The sequence below is a fragment of the Collinsella aerofaciens genome, from assembly GCF_028209625.1.
GTDB lineage: Bacteria > Actinomycetota > Coriobacteriia > Coriobacteriales > Coriobacteriaceae > Collinsella > Collinsella aerofaciens_AM.
Genome location: NZ_JAQLDU010000003.1, coordinates 51926 through 68402, shown reverse-complemented (window position 1 = coordinate 68402; position 16477 = coordinate 51926). Strand labels below are relative to the sequence as shown.

The window sequence follows — 16477 nt, the reverse complement described above, 5'->3', positions numbered from 1 at the left end:
AAACTGCAACGGAGACGGGTTTTCCAAGTGCCGCAGATTGCCTTGAAAGAGGAGGGCCGCGTACTTAGGTACGCAACCGACGATTGAAAGGCAAGGTGCGGTGCTTGGGAAAGCCGCCGGGCCTAGAACTGATTTAAGAAGCGCATATCGCCCGTCATGAGCGTTCTGAGGTCGGGCAGGTCGTAGCGCAGGGCCGCGACGCGCTCGGCGCCAATGCCAAAGGCGAAGCCGGTATACTTCTCGGGGTCGATGCCACAGTTGATAAGAACGTTGGGGTCGACCATGCCGCAGCCCAAGATCTCGATCCAGCCGCTGTGCTTGCAGAAGTTGCAGCCCTTGCCGCCGCACACGTGGCAGCTCACGTCCACCTCGCAGCTGGGCTCGGTGAAGGGGAAGAAGTGCGGGCGGTAACGCGTCTTGCGATCCTCGCCAAACATGCACTTAACAAAGTAGTCGAGCGTGCCCTTCAGGTCGCCAAAGGTGATGCCCTCGTCGACGACCAGGCCCTCGATCTGGTTGAACTGCGGCAGGTGGCAGGCATCGGCCGTGTCGGGACGGTAGACGGTGCCCGGGCAGATCATGTAGATGGGCGGCTTCTGCGACTCCATAGTGTGGATCTGCACGCCCGAAGTCTGGGTGCGCAGCAGCACGTCGGACTCGCCGTGGGCGTGAGCCTCGGGGTGCGCGACGCTGCCGGGGTTGTTGTCGACCACGTAGAAGGTATCGCGGGCCGAGCGGCTCGGGTGATCCATGGGAGCGTTGAGCGCGGTGAAGTTGTAGTAAGAGGTGTCGACCATGGGGCCGGACTCGACGGTGTAGCCGATGCCGCAGAAGATGTCCTCGGCCTCCTCGATGATTTGCTTGATCAGGTGCTGGTGGCCGATCTGCGGACGGATGCCCGGCAGCGTGATGTCGACGGCGTCGTGCTCGAGTGCGCGCTTGAGGGCGGCGGCCTTCATCTCGGTGTTTCGCTCGTCGAGCATGCCCTCGATCAGCTGGCGCATCTCGTTGGCGCGCTTGCCCATCACGGGACGATCCTCGGGGGCGAGCTTGCCCATCATGCGCATCAAGCCGGTGATACGACCCTTGCGACCGAGCAGCTCAACACGCGCAGCCTCGAGCTTGGCGGCGTCATCGGCGCCTGCGACGAGCTCCTTGGCCTCTTCCTCGAGTTTGACCAGATCATCAATCAGACTCATGTCTTCCCTTTCGTCTCTCGCGCATCCACTTGCCGCGGCGGCTGGAGCCACCCGGAGCTGCGGATGTGCGGCCCGGTTCGGTAACAAAAAAACCGCCCTCGGGCATGTGCATTGCCCAAGGACGGTTGAATTCCGCGGTACCACCTTGTTTGACCCGGCGGATGTCTGGCCCGCCGCGCCCACTCTGTGCCCCTTGTCGCGAGGCTCACGGCTTCCCTACTGGGGCTTCGCCGCCGCTGGCCGCGTGCCCGTTGAGGTCGCTGCTCGGGAGTGAACGCTTGGCCCTTGTCACCGCAGGAAGGCTCGCAGCCCATGACCTTCCCTCTCTTGCCGGCGACGCGGCGGGCAAAACCCTCTCCGTCAACGCATTGGGCTATAGGATAACACATTCTGCGTGTGCATCGCCGCGTTCCGTTTTGTTCGCACTGGGTACAAGGCAGGTAGCTGTGCAAACTGGCCGCGCGCCCACCCGAAGCGCTCGGCTCACGAGATCAAGGATATGGTATGGGAAAGAAACTCGATAAGAAGGCCGAGCCTGCAGCGGGCAAGACATCCAAAGGCATGAAGGTCGATAAGGCCGTCAAAAAATTCCGCAAGCTCGAAGGCAAGCTGTGGACTCGTGAGTACCTGCTCAAGATTGCCGAGTTTGACGGCGCGACCATTGCCCCCGCCAACGGCGCAGCAGCGCGTGCCGACGCCATGGGCACGCTTGCCGGCGAGCATCACAAGCTGCTGACCAGCAAAAAGTCTGTCGAACTTGTGCGCTCGCTGGCACGAGAGACCGTCGCGGGCGGACATGTAGACGACCCGCAGCTGCTCGACGAGATCCGCGTGCTCGGCCGCGACCAGCGTGAGGCAAGCGTCATTCCCACCGAGGAGGCCGAGGCCTGGACCAGGCTCACCTGCGAGGCCGACGCCGTGTGGCACAAGGCCAAGACGGCCAATGACTGGGCGAGCTTTGAGCCCTATGTAGATAGAATCGTCGCCCAACTTAAGCATCAGGCCGAGCTCATGGACCCCAAGCGCGACCCATACGATGTTTGGCTCGACCAGTACGAGCGTGGCCTTTCCGCCAAGAGCTTCGACGCGTTTTGCGACGAGGTCAAGGCCACGGTCGTACCGCTCGTGCATGCCATTGGCGAGCGCGGCCAGCAGCCCGCTGCCGACTTTTTGCACGCCCGCGTGCCTGAGGCCGCCCAGCGCGCCATGAGCTTTGACCTTATGAAGCTCGTCGGCCTGGACCTGGACGACACCACGCTCGCCTTTACCGAGCATCCGTTTAGCGAGGGCTTCTCGGTGGGCGACGCGCGCATCGCAACGCACATCTACGAGGACGACTGCATCTCCAACGTCTACAGCATCATCCACGAGGCAGGACACGCCGTCTACGAGCTAGGCGTCAATCCCGCCTATGCGCGCACGTGCCTGGAGGGCGGCACCTCCATGGGCATCCACGAGAGCCAGAGCCGCTTCTTTGAGAACACCGTGGGCCGCAGTCGCGCCTTTATGGGACCGCTGCTGCAGGTGCTGCGCCGTCACGCGCCCGAGGCCTACGGCGACGTGGACGAGGACACGCTCTACCGCGCCGTGAACATTGCGCAGCCGTCGCTGATCCGCACCGAGGCCGACGAGCTCACCTACCCGCTGCATATTATGGTGCGCTACCAGATTGAGCGCATGCTGTTTGCCGGCGAGGCCACGGCCAAGGACATCCCCGCGCTTTGGAATCGCTTTATGGACGAGTACCTGGGCATTCCCGTTCCCGACGACGCACGTGGCTGCCTGCAGGACACGCACTGGAGCGGCGGCTCGTTTGGTTACTTCCCCACGTACGCGCTGGGTAGCGCCTACGATGCCATGTTTGTGCCGGCCATGTGCCGCGACGGCGTCGACCTCAACGGTGCCTGTGCAAGCGGCGACCTGGCACCCGTCCGCACCTGGCTGGGCGAGCACATTTGGCAGTGGGGCCGCGCCAAGGACGCGCCGGAGCTCATCCAGGGCGCCTGCGGCATGGCCTTTGACGCCCGCTACTACTGCAGCTACCTGCAGGACAAGTTCACCACACTGTACGAGCTGTAAGGATTGACCAGCACGCCATCGCCAACGCCAACTATGTTGACGCCAATGTCTTGGCAACGTCAGCGAAAACGACCCTAAGCGAGCAAGGTGACGTGAAATGAAAGGGCGCTGACCTTCTGGTCGCGCCCTTGAAATTGAACGTCAGATTGCCGCTTAGGGGCGTTTGCAGCGTCGAGCAGTTACGCGGTTTGGTAAAACCGCGTAACTACAGAGCCTCGAGTGCGTTGGCGATGCGCTTCATGGCGGCATCGGCGGATGCTTGGTCGGGCGCCTCGGCCAGCACGCGGATAACCGACTCGGTTCCGCTCTTGCGTACGAGCACGCGGCCCTCGCCTGCCAGCGCAGCCTCGGCCTCGGCGATGGCGTTCTGCACGCCCATGTTCTCGAGCGCGGCGTCCTTGTCCGCCACGCGCACGGCCACCTGCGCCTGCGGTAGCAGCTTGCACGGAGCCGTGAGCTGCGAGAGCGTCTCGCGCTCGGCGCGGATCACTTCCATCACGCGCAGCGAGGTCATAATGCCGTCGCCCGTGCGCTCGATATCGCCAAAGATCGTATGGCCCGTCTGCTCGCCGCCCAGGCTGTAACCGCCCTCGCGCATCTTGGCATACACGTGGCGGTCGCCCACACCGCTGGTCACGGCACTTAGGCCGGCAAGCTCCAACGACTTGATCAGGCCAAAGTTGCTGGCAATCGTCGGAACCACGGTACCGCCCGAAAGGCGACCGTGCTTGTTCAGGTACACGCCGCACACGTACAGGATCTGGTCGCCATCGACCACGCGGCCGCGCTCGTCCACGGCCAGGCAGCGGTCGGCATCGCCGTCATAGGCAAAGCCCACGTCCAAGCCCTGCTCCACCACGTGGCGCTGCAGACGCTCCATATGCGTGGAGCCGCAGTCGACGTTGATGTTAAAACCATCAGGCGCGGCATTGATCACGCGCACGTCGGCGCCCAGCGCGTCGAACACCGGCTTGGCCACCGAGGACGCCGAGCCGTTGGCGCAGTCGATGCCGATCTTGACGCCCTGCAGCGAAAAGTTCGCGCTGGCGATGAGCGAGGCAATGTAGCGGTTGCGGCCCTGCATGTAGTCCACCGTGGCGCCGATGTGGTTGCCCGTGGCCAGCGGCACCTCGCTCTTGCCATCGACGTAGTCCTCGATGAGCTCCAGTACGTCCTCGTCCATCTTAAAACCGTCGCTATTGACGAGCTTAATGCCGTTATCGCAAAACGGGTTGTGGCTCGCGCTGATCATGATGCCGCAATCGAAGCAGCCTTCCACGGTCTGATGCGCTACACCCGGTGTGGGGATCACGTGCAGCATATAGGCGTCCGCACCGCTCGCGACCAGGCCACTCACCAGCGCCGCCTCGAACATATAACTCGAGCGACGCGTGTCCTTACCCACGATGACGCGCGCCTTGCGCTCGCGGTTGGCGCCGTAATACCAGCCCACAAAACGGCCAATCTTATAAGCGTGCTCTACCGTCAGCCCAACGTTAGCCTCACCGCGAAAGCCGTCGGTGCCAAAGTACTTCATGCGCTCTCCTTACAAAATAGGGGCGAACAGATTGCCTGTCCGCCCCAAAATGGTACTCGATTATCTGCGCTACCAGAAAAACCCTACGCCGACGCGCTGTCGCGAGCCGCCTGGCATGTAGGAGTCTGACGCAGCGTAAGCGGCTTGTCCCCCGCCTCGGCTGACGTGGTCAGCGTATATGTGATCGTCGTCGTCTCGCCAGCATGCAGGTCAACGGTGCCCGAATAGAAGGGGATTCCATGCCACGTAGCGGCGCCAAGACCAAACTGGGTGCCCTCGACGGTCAGATCAGTAATGTTGCCGCCCGTCGGGGCAAACAACGAGACATTCAGACGCTCGTCGTCGCGCGCGGCATCGGGCGCGCTCGCCGCGACGTAGTCGGGCAGCTTGCCGGCCTCCTCCTGCGTCATGATGTTCGTCAGGGTAACGGTGATGCGATACGAGCATGTGCCGTCACCGTTCTTGATGCCCTGGCCAATCTGCGTATCGGCATTCAGGTACCAGTCGAGCTTGGAGAAGCTCAGGTTGTTAAAGTAGACACCAGCAACGGGATCTTCACTCGGGTCATCCGGATCGGGCAGCGAGGCGTCGATGTTCATCTCCTTGATAGCGTTCTGCTCGTCATCGTTTTTCATCCACGCGATCAGGCGGCCCTCTTCGGCACCGCGCTCAACGGCGCTGACAAGCTTCGTAACATCGACATCGCCGATACCGCCAAGGATCTTGTCGAAGGCAGCGCTGGCGACGGATGCAAAGATGCCGTCAGACTCCTCGACCGGATAGTTCCAGTACACATCGTGCATGAGGACCTTTGCGGCGTTGGTGCCGTCGACAACCGTTCCGTCGGGCAGCGACACATTACCGACCAGGCCCAGCAGATACTGCAGGAACACCGGGTCAATGCCCACGACGCCGTCAACGTCCTGGCCATATTGAGATTTCCACAGGGCTGCGACACGCTGCGAGTTGCGGGGCCAATCGGGCGAATAGGTATTGCCCGAGTTGTACAGGTTACTGTGGTTGCCGAACAACGCCTCATCCTCTTCGTCGACGCTCTCGACCGCCTCGTCCTCGCTGAGTCCAATGCGGGGAACAAACTCGCCGATCGACATCTGGCCGTCGGTGACCGAAATCAGGCCCTGCGAACCGCCAAAGCCGCCGCAGGCACGAATCTCGACGTTGTTCATGGCGTACATAAGGTAGTTGCGCGTCTGGCCGTTGGCGCCGAGCATCTGGGGAAGGACGGGGGCGACCTTCTCCGCCGCGTCAACCGCGCCGTTGAGGGTGGCAAAGCCGTCCTTGGCCTTATCGACCAGCTCGGTCACCTGGGAAATATGAGTATCGCCAATGCCCTGGATCTTTTCGTTGGCGCTCTTGAACACCTTCGAGCTGTTGGAAAGCGAATCGGCGACCGCCTGCAGCGCGGACACGTTAATCATGCCATCCTGGAACAGCTTGCCGGGCGTTGCCTGCGAGAGGTTGTCGGCCATGGGAATCAGCGCGCCGCTAGAGACATCGGACAGGGCGTCGATCATGGTGCGGGCAGCATTGATGTCGCTGCCATACACCGGGATAAACGAAGCCGCCGTCCACAGCGGGCTCGAGGTCTCCGCCTTCATGCTGTCGCAGAGCTCATCGATCTTCTTCGCGTCGTCAGGCAGCGTCGAAAAATCGCCCGACGTGACCTTGTCCTTAAGGCCACCGACGATCTCGACAGCCTCCTTCGCTTCGCTCTTTACGGTCTTTGCCGAGTTAAGCAGCATAAAGCCGCTTGCGCCAAGCACAACGAGAAGCACCGCGACTACGGCGGCAATAATGGCGCCGGTGTGACGCTTTTTGCGTTCGCCCTTGCGATGGCGATGACGGACCAGACCGTCAGAGGTCGAACTCGACGAAGCGTCGCTACCGTAGTTCAAGCCAAAATCGTAATAATCTTCCTTGGAACCCGAGCCCGCAAACTCGGCACCGCTATCATCCAGGCGGGCGAACGTGCCAGTCTCGGAGGCACCGGTGTAAATCGTGCCAAGGTTACCCGTAAGCCCCGCGCCACCGGCAGAGGGAGTATTGTTGGCGGCCTTGCCGGCATTAACGTTGCCGGCGGCATTTGCGGCGTTGGCAGCACCTGCGTTGTTCGCAGGTACCGAAGGAGCCCCGCTCGGCTGCGACGCGGAGGTTGCACCGCCCGCAAAGACATTCCCTCTTGCACGGCCGGTCTTTTTCGCCTTTTGAGACTGCTCGTACAGAGCGGTAAACATCGCCGTCTCGCCCGGGGACACGCGCTTACTGGAACCGCCCTGTCCAGCGCCGCCCGGCGTGCCGGCCTTACCAGCCCCGTTCGGACGCGGCGGAACTGCAGGACGGCCGTTATCGCTGCCCTTAAAGTGATTACCAGCCATAAAGAAATCCTCGCAATTGAGTCGCAATGAAAAAATCCATAACGTTACCAGTTTATGGCATTTTGAGCATCGACAGCTAAACTCCAGACACGGACATCAATTGGCGAAAATGCGGCACAACACCTTTTCTGTCTTGGCGGCGGCGCCAGCTACACCGTGAGGAACATCATCACGATGATCATGGCAAAGCCGATAAGGTCGGTCGGCAAAAACACCGTGCCCAGCATAACGGCGCTGGTGATGGTCGCCGAAACCGGCTCCACAGTTCCGATGAGGCTCGCACGCACCGAGCCGATGTCCTTAACGCCCTCCATATAGAGCATGTAAGCAAAAAACGAGCCGATAACCACGAATACCGCGAGCGCCTCGACGCCGGCAGCGTCGAGTGCCGGCATATGCGCCCAAGGCTGCACGAAGACGCACGAGACCACGCCCGCCGTGAGCATTGCCGAGCCCGTGACGATGGGGCTGCCGTATTCGGGCAGGATCTTGGCGGGAATCACCGCCATACACGTGGCGCTGACCGCACACATAAGACCTGCTGCCAGGCCAAGCGGCGAGATATTCAGGCTGGTGGGGTCGCCGCCGGTGGCGATTAAAAAGGTTCCACCCAGAGCCAGGCCAATGCCGATAACTTCGCGAGTACGCGGCATGCGGCGATCGGTCACGCAGGTGTAGCCCATGATGATAACGAGCTGCAGGCACTGGAGCACCGTCGCGGTTCCGGCGTTCGTCAGGCGCACGGCCGAAAGATAGCAAAACTGGTTGAACAGCAGACCAAAGGCGGTAAAGAGCAGCAGCTGCTTGCGATCGGCGGGTGTGGTCCAGAGCTTAATCAGGCGCTCGCGGTCGCGCGTAACAACCACGGCCATAAAGAGTAGACCGGCGAGAATCTGACGCACGCTCATAAGCCACAAGGTGTCGACGTGGTAGGTATCGAACAGAAAGCTCGCGCTGGTGCCCGAGAAGCCCCAAAACGAACCGCCCACCAGCGTAGCCAAGACGCCCGTGATCATCTTGCGCGTCGAAGCGCTGTTCAGGCGGTCGCGCCATGCGCGACGGGTGTTGCGGCTGAGCTCGTCGGTGCCCTCGGGCACATCAATGTTCGATATATCGGTCATCGGCACCGAAGCCCCTGCGCCTTCGACCTGCTCGACACACTCTTTGCTCATTCCACTCCCCCGAAACAGTCTGGAAGCAATTCGGCTTACCTTACCACGGCGAAGGCACCAGCCGAAGGCTTGTCCGCTTATCGGTAGGACAATTCCGCAGGCGTCTTCCATAGCTCGACACCGCAACGGCCTTGCATTATGCGACAGCCAAATCGCGGCAGCAGGCTCTTTTGAAATGGATATGACAAGACCCCCGAATTCCACAATGTAAGCGATTTTTAAAAATGTTCTTGCCACCGAGTTCAGGCTCCGTTATATTATCCCTTGCGCGCTTGCGCACCCTTGATCGGGCGTTTAGCTCAGGGGGAGAGCGCTTCCCTGACACGGAAGAGGTCAGAAGTTCAAATCTTCTAACGCCCACCAAATGTTCGCAGCTCAGAGGCTATGTCCTCTGGGCTGTTTTGTTTTATGTCGCCAAATCCGCTGGCAGTTCCAACCGTCATCGCAACGTAGCATCAATTCACCTGACGAATGGCTGCCAAACAAATTCAATACCCCAACATCAACAATAGTCAGGCACAAAACTGCGCCGCAAGCTGCTCCAACCGCCCAACTGACCAAAAGCCGACCATCTACTTGCCGATCTATCCATCGGCGCAACCAAGCAGTCCGCGCCGCAACTTCTCAACAAAACGCCGCGATGTCTGCGCCCTGCGGTATCCTTGAGCCACTCGCACCTGCAGCACCAAGGAGCCGCCATGCGCACCGAGCTCGATGTCCCCTTTTCGCACAGAGAAGAAGCCAAGGCGCTGGGCGCCAAATGGGACCGGACCAAGAAGATCTGGTATGTACCCAGCGGCGTCAACCCCGAGCCTTTTGCCGAGTGGCTGCCCGGTGTTGACCGATCCGACCCCTCAGCGCCGTATATATATCTAGTACTGGGCAAGCGCGAGTGCTGGAAGTGTCACAAAGAGACCTCGGTCGCGGCCTTCGGCATTCCCTATCGAACCGATGACGACAAGGGCATCGCCATCGCGCACGCGCCCAACGAAGCCGGGCACATTACCATCGACACGGCCAACGCCAACGCACTCGCCATCGTGCCCGCTCTTGGCTGCGTGCCGGGCGAGATCCGCGACTATCTTCATAAGCGCTGCGGCTACAAGCCCGTAGGCGCGCGAGCCTCCAAAGCCCCGTCGCTCGGCAACACGTGCACCATTTGCAACGCGCTGCAAGGCAGCCGCTATCTGTTCGAGGAGCCCTCGTCCCCGTTTGCCCTCACTGCCATCAACAAGCTGCCGGCACTGGAGTTTGTGCGCGTCGAAGCTGCCGGCGTCTTTGGCATCCCAGCCACGCGCACCGACTTTGACCAGGCGCTCTTTACCTGGGCACGCGACCATCACGCCGAGTTCCACAAGCAGCTCGGTGAGGGGATTTATTTGTAGGGACGGAGAGGCCTTCACAGTCAGCTCCTCCGCATCACCTATCCCTCGTCGCCGGCGTCGTACACGATATCGAGGCCACAAACAGGGCATTTCTCCGGATACACCGGCATATGAACGCCTGTCCGTTTTCTCACTTCGTCGCTGAGCCTGTCGCGCGCATCGATGAACCGAATGTCGAGACACGGTATTTGCGAGCCGCAGCAAGGGCAGGCGACGACAAACGACCCGCAATCAACCTCTACGCTCGGAAACATATTGTTGTCGATAAGAGCACACGGCAGTTTTCCGTACTTCCCCATCGCAATATCGCCTCGCCAGCTCATACACGCTCCCCTCTCGCTATACAAATCAGGAAGAGCATGCACCGGCGGGCGGGCGCGAGATTGCATCGCCACGCGATCCGATCAAACAACACGATCGTAAAAGACCGCCAAAGCCAAATTTCATCGTCGGTCGCACCCTGTCCGGCAAACTCAATATCGACGGGTATGTGCTTCAGATAACTCATGTCGGGCGCAAAACGAGGGTCCGGTCCGCCTTTATGAACAGGACCGTGCAGAACAAACCATCCGTTTTCGGGCTCGAACCGCTCAACAAACGCAAGGCCGAGCACCTTATAGCCCACCTCGGTTGCAAATATGACTCCGACTGGGACGTCACATTCCATGCAGTTGAGCATTTTACGGTTGTAATTCTGGTCTCGAAAACCAACGGTACCCGGCGCTTGAACCGAGTACTTAATGACCCACGTACCATCGTCCAAATAGAGCGGAGGCACATCCGTGTAGAAGCTCTTTTTAGAGTTATGGACTGAGAGCGCAAAGATCTTATTGGGATCTTGCTTCACCCGATCCTGGCCCGGCCAGAAGATCCCTGAATCCCGCGTTACGGGAAAGAAGTCCGAGCCAATTCTCAAACGATACTGATACTGAGGGCTATCTTCCTTGGTGTGGTGCGGAAGGCTGGTCCAAACGCCGCCGCGCTGCTCCTCACCCAGAAACCACTCCCATGCCTCAACGTATTCAGAAGGAACGAGACTGCAGGCACGGTCATAGCTTGGTCCATCCATCAACGGAACAGCAAGGTCAATGTCGTTCATCGCCAGCACCTACAACCATACGAACGCGAGTCATGCCTCTCAATAATATGGCCGAAAGTCAATTATTACGAGATCTCATTCCGCGATCGGCACATCGTTGATGCTCTCGGTTTGCCGCTGGCGCGCTTGTACCCCGCTACCCCACTCCCCTGTATACTGATGTAGCACGTGTTTCATCCGGGCTTGTTGGGCCGGATTGTTCATGGGAGGGTCTTATGGCTGCTTCGAATCCGCCTAAGGGGAGCGTTTCTTCTTCGTCCATCAAGCCGGTTACGCGCAAGGCCGTGCGTTGCCAGCGCGAGGTCGCTTGGCTTGTCGCGCAGGCGGCGGGCAGGCTTGTGGCGACCACTCAGGACGTCAATGCGCCTACGCCGAGCTTTGTGTTAGCGGCGGCGCTGGATTTTGTGCGCCAATTGGAGCTTGCCGCACAGAATGCCAGCGGCCACCTCGACTACCAGAATGTTATGGCGCCCGACCTGCAAACGTTCTGCCGCATGGCCAAGTTGCCCGCCGCGCCCAATGCGCTTTCGGACGCAGGCTACATGTTTACGCTTTCGGGCGCGGACCTTATCCGCGACATCTATGCATACTGCCGCGAGCTCGCCGAGCGCCACGTCTTTGACGCGGCAGAAGTCAAACCGGGATATGTCATCGAGCTGGTTCTTAGGCTGTTCTTGATGGACGGGTTCGGGGCCATGCCGGCGTAAGCCGAGTCTTTAGCATCACCGTCGACTGAGCAACAACCGCTTTACCTTAGTGGGCGCCAATCGAGGGGTCGATTATTGGGTCGCCTCGTCCACTAACGCATTTATTCCACGCGCTCTGACAGTCGATATTTGCGGTTGCGGCTTGTCGACGGCGCCGTCGGCTCAAGCTCACCCTGCTCAATGAGCGCATTGACGCGTGCCCTAACCTGGGAAACCGTGAGTCCCGTGCGCTCTGCCAGTTCGCGCGTCCCCAATTCGCCGTAGCGCTTGAGTGCCGTCATAATCAAGTCCCCGCCATGATCGACCGGCTCGATCTTTGAACGGTAAAGTACGACCTTGAACCGATCGAACCCCGGGCAGAACAGGGGCTCGGCCAGACCATGCGCGCGCATGGCATCGATCATCATCGGGATGCCCGAGCCATTGCCCTCAGCCGGCGAACCTGCGCCATCCGGCAGCGGGACAATCGACATGAGTTTCACGAGCGTCGCGTTACGGCATCGGGAGCTGCCGTCAAACAAGTTCTCGCGAGTCTTCCCTCCATAAAGGCCGCCGGGATTCGTCACCTCGATACGGTCGTCAAAAACGTCGACGGTGATCGATTGCCCACAGAACCGATCCCCGTATTCCCTGTGGATAACCGCGTTGGCGACTGCCTCGCGCAGGACCTCCTCGGGAATCTCCAGCGAGTCGATACGCGAGATGCCTTGGACGGTCGAGGTGCGGCGCAGGTTTTTGGCGACAGCCGCGACAGTATCCGAAATCATCTCGCCCAGGGTGCCCTCGCAGACTGTGCGGTCCATAAATCTTAGCGGTCCCGCAGCGCCCTTTTGAGTTCCCGCATGGACAGCCACATCAATGAAGAGCTTGGGATAGAACTGCTGAGGGTAAACGCCCGCGGCAAGGAGGCCGGCCTTGGTAACATTGCCCTGGAAGTCGAGGAGATTCAGGCGCTCCATCTTTGTCTTCTTGTCCGTCGCACCACGCATCGCTCGAGGCGTCAACGAATAGGCGCGTTCTATCGTGCGGTCGACCAGCGACTCGTCGAGATCGCCCACACTCGTGCCGGGCACCGCATCGCGATCGCTAGGACTCGTCCGTTCGTATGACGACAGTGCCAAAACCTCGGTCGACGAAAGGGGCACGTCTTTGTCATCGACGCGCTTGTAGCTGCCGCCCTGGGCGCCCCGCTCTATTACATAGCAAGGCTTGCTCGACGGGTCGAGCTCCTCAATCGTGATAACGAGAACAACGGTACCCCGAAGCCCCACGCGCTCAATGGTGTATTTGGGCGGATTGGCCAGCTTTCCGCGACCGCCAGCATCGCCCATGCCCGCCACGAATTGGTTGAGTACCTTCTCGGTCTCAAAGTTTGCAACTGGAACAAAACCCGCGCGCTCGCTCACTCCGAGTACGATGATGCCGCCGGCGGTGTTTGCGAAAGCGCTGACTGTTTCCCATACGTCGCGGGAAAGCGTCATGGCGCTCTCTTTTACTTCGACGCTAAGGTCATCCGAACCCATTCGCTTTAAAGACTCGAGCAAACCGGCCAGCTCGTTTTCGTTCATCTGCACGTCCCTTCGCTCGGTCCTGCGGAGAATACCGCAGACGGATTTCCCTCGTCTCTCAGTTATCTCTCGTAATTATCTCTCGTCTTTCTGTTATCTCTCGTATTAGATATGAGTAAAAGATGAGAGATAAGATATCTCTACCTGCTTCATTAAATCATGTTTTTGCTGGTGGAACAATCGATATTGAGACAATACCATGGTTGCTTGTCTCTTTGCTGCTGAGCTATCTCTCGTAATTATCTCTCGTCTTTAATCTATCTCTCGTGTTAGTGACGAATGAGAGACGAGAGATGCGTGAGTGATGCATGAGCGTGGATTATTGGACGGTCGGAAAATCCCTCAAACAAAAAACGGGGTCGGCCTTACGCCGAGCCCCGTTTTCAAACGGTCAGTTAGTTATCCAACGCGCGAGCATAGCAGTCAACATTACGCCGCCGCGAACACTCCCAAGCCCGTTCCGATGATGCAGATTGCGAAGATGCCCAAGATGATCCAAATGGTCTTGACGCCCTTTTTATAGAGGGCAACGCAAGCGAACGTTGCCAGCAAGGGCAGCAGACCGGGGAAGATCGAATCGAACAGATCCTGCAGGACAATCTCCGAACCACCCACGTCAAAGGTCAAAGCCGTGGACAGCGAGACCTGTGCCGCAATCATGGCGCCGATAACGGTCATTCCGAGGACACCGGCAGCATGCGTCATGCGAGACATAAGGTTGCTCTCTTCGGACTGCTGCAAAAACTTGGTTCCCAAGTCGTAACCCAGATGGGCGGCGACGATACGCGTTGCAAAGTTAATCACGGAGTAGATGAGCGCGTACACGATGGGGCCGAGCGGGTTGCCCGTCGAAGCGATGCCAATACCAATGCCGGCGGCAACCACGCGGAACGTACCCCAGTAGAACGAATCGCCGATGCCGGAAAGCGGTCCCATGAGGCCGACCTTCATGGCGTTAATCGAGGACGTGTCGAAGTTCTTATCGGCAGCCGCCTGCTCTTCCATCGAAACCGTTAGGCCGGCTACAAACGGAAGCACATGAGGCGTGATGTTAAAGAACTCGGTATGGCGATCGAGCGCCGCATAGTAATCGTCGTCGTTGGGATAGATCTTTCGCAGGGGCTTCTGAATGGTGTACATGAAGCCCATTGCCATCATCTTGTCGTACGACTGCGAGCACTGGCTCGTAAACTGGCGAAGGAACATGCTCCGATACATATCGGGAGTCATAATCGCGTCCTTCTTGGCCTCTTTGAGGTCGGTGTTCTGGATAGCCATTAGAAGTCCTCCTCTTCATCTGCAGCAACCGTCTGCGGACCGGACGAGCCCTCGCGGAAGGCCAGGAGCAGCGCGACGCAAATGGCAGCTGCGGCGACGCCGATCACGTCCATCTTGAGATAGATGACCATAATGAAGCCCAGGAACAGCCAGGGAAGGAGCTTGTTATCGCCCATGGTCCTGATAAGAAGTGCGAAGCCGATGCAGACCATGACGCCGGATGCAACGTTGAGGCCGTCCATCACAAACTGCGGAATCGCGTTGAGCGCATTGTTGATGAGGTCGGCACCAAAGAACAGTGAGCCAAACACCAGCAGTGCAGACGGAATGCCAATCGACAGCGGCACGATAGTCAGATGGTACAGATTCGCCTTGGCAAGATCGCGATTTGCCAGAGCGGTCTCAATCTTCTTGCAGGCAAAGGCACCCGGAACGGCGTAGCAGAAGTTGCGCCACACCTGAAGGAAGACGGAGACGGGAAGGGCGAGCGCGACGGCAGTTGCCGTGCCCGTACCCGTAATGACGGCAAACGCGCAGCCAAGCACGCCGGAGGCATAGACCTCGGGAGGAACCGCCGCGCCGACCATGATGGCGCCCATGAACATGGACTCCAAAGCAGCGCCGACGATAACGCCCTGCTGGACATCGCCAAGGATCAAGCCGACAAACAGGCTCGTAAACAGCGGACGACCAAGCATCGTAATGCCAAATAATTGCTCGTCCATGGACGCAATAAATGCGACCAGTGCAACTAGAAGATACTGGACACCATTTCGATCAACCCCAGAAATAGGTCTGCAGGCGAGGCATTCTGCGCAGCTCGCCTGCAGACAACCGCAGCAATTTGAGAGGATTAGTAGTTCATCTGGTGATAGTAACGACGCGTGGTGAGCGGGTGGTTACGGACGTGCTCGAGATGGCAGCTCAGACGCTCGGTGATGGTGTAGGTGACCATCGGGGAGACGATCTTGCGGAACTCGGGGTCGCTGAACGGCAGCTCGACCTCGGCGGTGTCAAACTTGTTCACGCGGACGTTGACGCCCTTCTCGTCGGCGAGCATGTGAGTGAAGTTGTCCACGCGGTCCATAAGCTTACGGGTGTCGTCCTCGCCGTAGAGCATGATGAGGCTCGTGCCCTCCTCGCACAGCTCGATGGTGCCGTGGAAGAACTCGGCGGCGTGGATGGACTTGGTCTTGATCCACTGCATCTCCTCGAGGATGCACATGGCGTAGTCGTAGGCCTCGCCCCAGAGCATGCCGGAGCCGATCACCATGTGGTAGTCGGTGTCCTTGAAGTCCTCGGCCATGGCGGCGCAGCGCTCGTCCTGGGCGTCCTTGGCCTTGATGAGGAACGGAGCGATGTTGCCGAACTCCTCCATGAAGGTGTCGTACTTGGGGAAGGCGCCGGCGTTCTTGAGGAAGCGGGCGACCAGCGTGATCTGGTAGGTGTAGATGGCCTCGCACAGAACGTCGTCCTCGGCGAAGCTGAAGAACTTGTAATCGGCGTACTCGGTGGCCGGGGTGTTGTCGTTGGAGACATACATCAGCGTGCGGGCGCCCTGCTCCTGGCAGAACTTGGCAGCCTCAATGATCTCGGGGGTGGTGCCGGTACGGGTGGAGAAGACGCAGACCGAATCCTTGTTGAAGGTCTTGGGCGGGCACGCGAGGAACTCGGCGGCGATCTCGCAGTGGACGTCGACGTCGGCCGTGGTGGTCTCGACCCAATACTTCATCGGGAGCGTGTGGGCCCAGGTGCCGCCGCAGCCAATGAAGAAGATGTTGGAATAACCCTGCTCGCAGACCTCGTCCACGGCAGCCTCAATCTGAGGACGGAGAGCGAGGGCATCGCTCACAACCTTCTCGTAACGAGGCTCATCGAAATTGAACATCCCTTACTCCTAACTCACTTGGATGAACCCTTCATTCATCCCATGACGTTATAATACTTTATATAACTAACTATGCAAGAACTATTTCAAATTTTTTTGATTTTTCTTCAATAAAAAGCCCGTCGATCAAATGATCGACGGGCTTAGACATAGAGTATCGGTTCAATAA

13 protein-coding genes and 1 tRNA gene are annotated in these 16477 nt (G+C 59.3%); 4 read left to right on the top strand and 10 right to left on the bottom strand.

Going from position 1 to position 16477, the window contains the following annotated elements; translation table 11 throughout:
• Nucleotides 1-122 precede the first annotated feature (122 nt).
• On the bottom strand, nt 123-1199 hold the full coding sequence (gene pheS, locus PMW70_RS02305; protein WP_055250566.1) for a phenylalanine--tRNA ligase subunit alpha: 1077 nt from the start codon (nt 1197-1199) through the stop codon (nt 123-125).
• Nucleotides 1200-1703: 504 nt separating this feature from the next.
• On the opposite strand from pheS, the gene PMW70_RS02300 reads away from it, so the two are divergent.
• Nucleotides 1704-3278, top strand: a complete 1575-nt coding sequence (locus PMW70_RS02300; protein WP_271743768.1) for a carboxypeptidase M32 — start codon at nt 1704-1706, stop codon at nt 3276-3278.
• 205 nt (nt 3279-3483) lie between these two features.
• Here the strand turns inward: PMW70_RS02300 and glmM are convergent, their stop codons facing one another.
• The 3 genes from glmM to PMW70_RS02285 all read right to left on the bottom strand — a co-directional run bounded on the left by glmM (nt 3484) and on the right by PMW70_RS02285 (nt 8383).
• Complete coding sequence (glmM, locus tag PMW70_RS02295; RefSeq protein ID WP_117637400.1) at nt 3484-4815, bottom strand: phosphoglucosamine mutase; 1332 nt, start codon at nt 4813-4815, stop codon at nt 3484-3486.
• Between the two features lie 83 nt (nt 4816-4898).
• Nucleotides 4899-7211 carry a DUF4012 domain-containing protein gene (locus PMW70_RS02290; protein WP_271743767.1) on the bottom strand — a complete coding sequence of 771 codons (2313 nt, stop codon included), beginning with the start codon at nt 7209-7211 and terminating at the stop codon, nt 4899-4901.
• 149 nt (nt 7212-7360) lie between these two features.
• Complete coding sequence (locus PMW70_RS02285; RefSeq protein ID WP_271743766.1) at nt 7361-8383, bottom strand: DMT family transporter; 1023 nt, start codon at nt 8381-8383, stop codon at nt 7361-7363.
• Between the two features lie 288 nt (nt 8384-8671).
• Between PMW70_RS02285 and PMW70_RS02280 the strand changes: the two genes are divergently transcribed.
• Nucleotides 8672-8746: transfer RNA gene (locus PMW70_RS02280), tRNA-Val, on the top strand.
• Nucleotides 8747-9081: 335 nt separating this feature from the next.
• Entirely contained in the window at nt 9082-9768 is a 687-nt protein-coding gene (locus PMW70_RS02275; RefSeq protein ID WP_271743765.1) for a DUF5710 domain-containing protein, read from the top strand.
• Between the two features lie 38 nt (nt 9769-9806).
• Here the strand turns inward: PMW70_RS02275 and PMW70_RS02270 are convergent, their stop codons facing one another.
• Nucleotides 9807-10091: a hypothetical protein gene (locus tag PMW70_RS02270; protein WP_215694863.1), complete on the bottom strand. Its 285-nt coding sequence runs from the start codon at nt 10089-10091 to the stop codon at nt 9807-9809.
• Nucleotides 10088-10867: a hypothetical protein gene (locus PMW70_RS02265; RefSeq protein ID WP_271743764.1), complete on the bottom strand. Its 780-nt coding sequence runs from the start codon at nt 10865-10867 to the stop codon at nt 10088-10090. Before PMW70_RS02265 ends, PMW70_RS02270 begins: the two co-directional genes overlap by 4 nt.
• 215 nt (nt 10868-11082) lie before the next feature.
• On the opposite strand from PMW70_RS02265, the gene PMW70_RS02260 reads away from it, so the two are divergent.
• The gene (locus tag PMW70_RS02260; RefSeq protein ID WP_271743763.1) at nt 11083-11574 is read left to right on the top strand and encodes a hypothetical protein; all 492 of its coding nucleotides are present in this window, start codon (nt 11083-11085) and stop codon (nt 11572-11574) included.
• Nucleotides 11575-11675: 101 nt separating this feature from the next.
• Here the strand turns inward: PMW70_RS02260 and PMW70_RS02255 are convergent, their stop codons facing one another.
• The 4 genes from PMW70_RS02255 to PMW70_RS02240 form a co-directional block, all read right to left on the bottom strand.
• A complete protein-coding gene (locus PMW70_RS02255) occupies nt 11676-13142 on the bottom strand; it encodes an ATP-binding protein (RefSeq protein ID WP_271743762.1) in 1467 nt (488 codons plus the stop codon).
• A 429-nt stretch (nt 13143-13571) separates the two neighbouring features.
• Nucleotides 13572-14420: a PTS system mannose/fructose/sorbose family transporter subunit IID gene (locus tag PMW70_RS02250; protein ID WP_192924133.1), complete on the bottom strand. Its 849-nt coding sequence runs from the start codon at nt 14418-14420 to the stop codon at nt 13572-13574.
• Entirely contained in the window at nt 14420-15211 is a 792-nt protein-coding gene (locus tag PMW70_RS02245; RefSeq protein ID WP_271743816.1) for a PTS mannose/fructose/sorbose/N-acetylgalactosamine transporter subunit IIC, read from the bottom strand. Before PMW70_RS02245 ends, PMW70_RS02250 begins: the two co-directional genes overlap by 1 nt.
• Before the next feature lie 62 nt (nt 15212-15273).
• Complete coding sequence (locus PMW70_RS02240) at nt 15274-16308, bottom strand: SIS domain-containing protein (RefSeq protein WP_117563726.1); 1035 nt, start codon at nt 16306-16308, stop codon at nt 15274-15276.
• Between the last annotated feature and the right edge of the window lie 169 nt (nt 16309-16477).

Excerpts from the sequence above, each read along its gene's own strand:
- pheS (WP_055250566.1), bottom strand. The coding sequence starts at position 1,199 with ATGAGTCTGATTGATGATCTGGTCAAACTCGAGGAAGAGGCCAAGGAG.
- PMW70_RS02300 (WP_271743768.1), top strand. The coding sequence starts at position 1,704 with ATGGGAAAGAAACTCGATAAGAAGGCCGAGCCTGCAGCGGGCAAGACA.
- glmM (WP_117637400.1), bottom strand. The coding sequence starts at position 4,815 with ATGAAGTACTTTGGCACCGACGGCTTTCGCGGTGAGGCTAACGTTGGG.
- PMW70_RS02290 (WP_271743767.1), bottom strand. The coding sequence starts at position 7,211 with ATGGCTGGTAATCACTTTAAGGGCAGCGATAACGGCCGTCCTGCAGTT.
- PMW70_RS02285 (WP_271743766.1), bottom strand. The coding sequence starts at position 8,383 with ATGAGCAAAGAGTGTGTCGAGCAGGTCGAAGGCGCAGGGGCTTCGGTG.
- PMW70_RS02275 (WP_271743765.1), top strand. The coding sequence starts at position 9,082 with ATGCGCACCGAGCTCGATGTCCCCTTTTCGCACAGAGAAGAAGCCAAG.
- PMW70_RS02270 (WP_215694863.1), bottom strand. The coding sequence starts at position 10,091 with ATGAGCTGGCGAGGCGATATTGCGATGGGGAAGTACGGAAAACTGCCG.
- PMW70_RS02265 (WP_271743764.1), bottom strand. The coding sequence starts at position 10,867 with ATGAACGACATTGACCTTGCTGTTCCGTTGATGGATGGACCAAGCTAT.
- PMW70_RS02260 (WP_271743763.1), top strand. The coding sequence starts at position 11,083 with ATGGCTGCTTCGAATCCGCCTAAGGGGAGCGTTTCTTCTTCGTCCATC.
- PMW70_RS02255 (WP_271743762.1), bottom strand. The coding sequence starts at position 13,142 with ATGAACGAAAACGAGCTGGCCGGTTTGCTCGAGTCTTTAAAGCGAATG.
- PMW70_RS02250 (WP_192924133.1), bottom strand. The coding sequence starts at position 14,420 with ATGGCTATCCAGAACACCGACCTCAAAGAGGCCAAGAAGGACGCGATT.
- PMW70_RS02240 (WP_117563726.1), bottom strand. The coding sequence starts at position 16,308 with ATGTTCAATTTCGATGAGCCTCGTTACGAGAAGGTTGTGAGCGATGCC.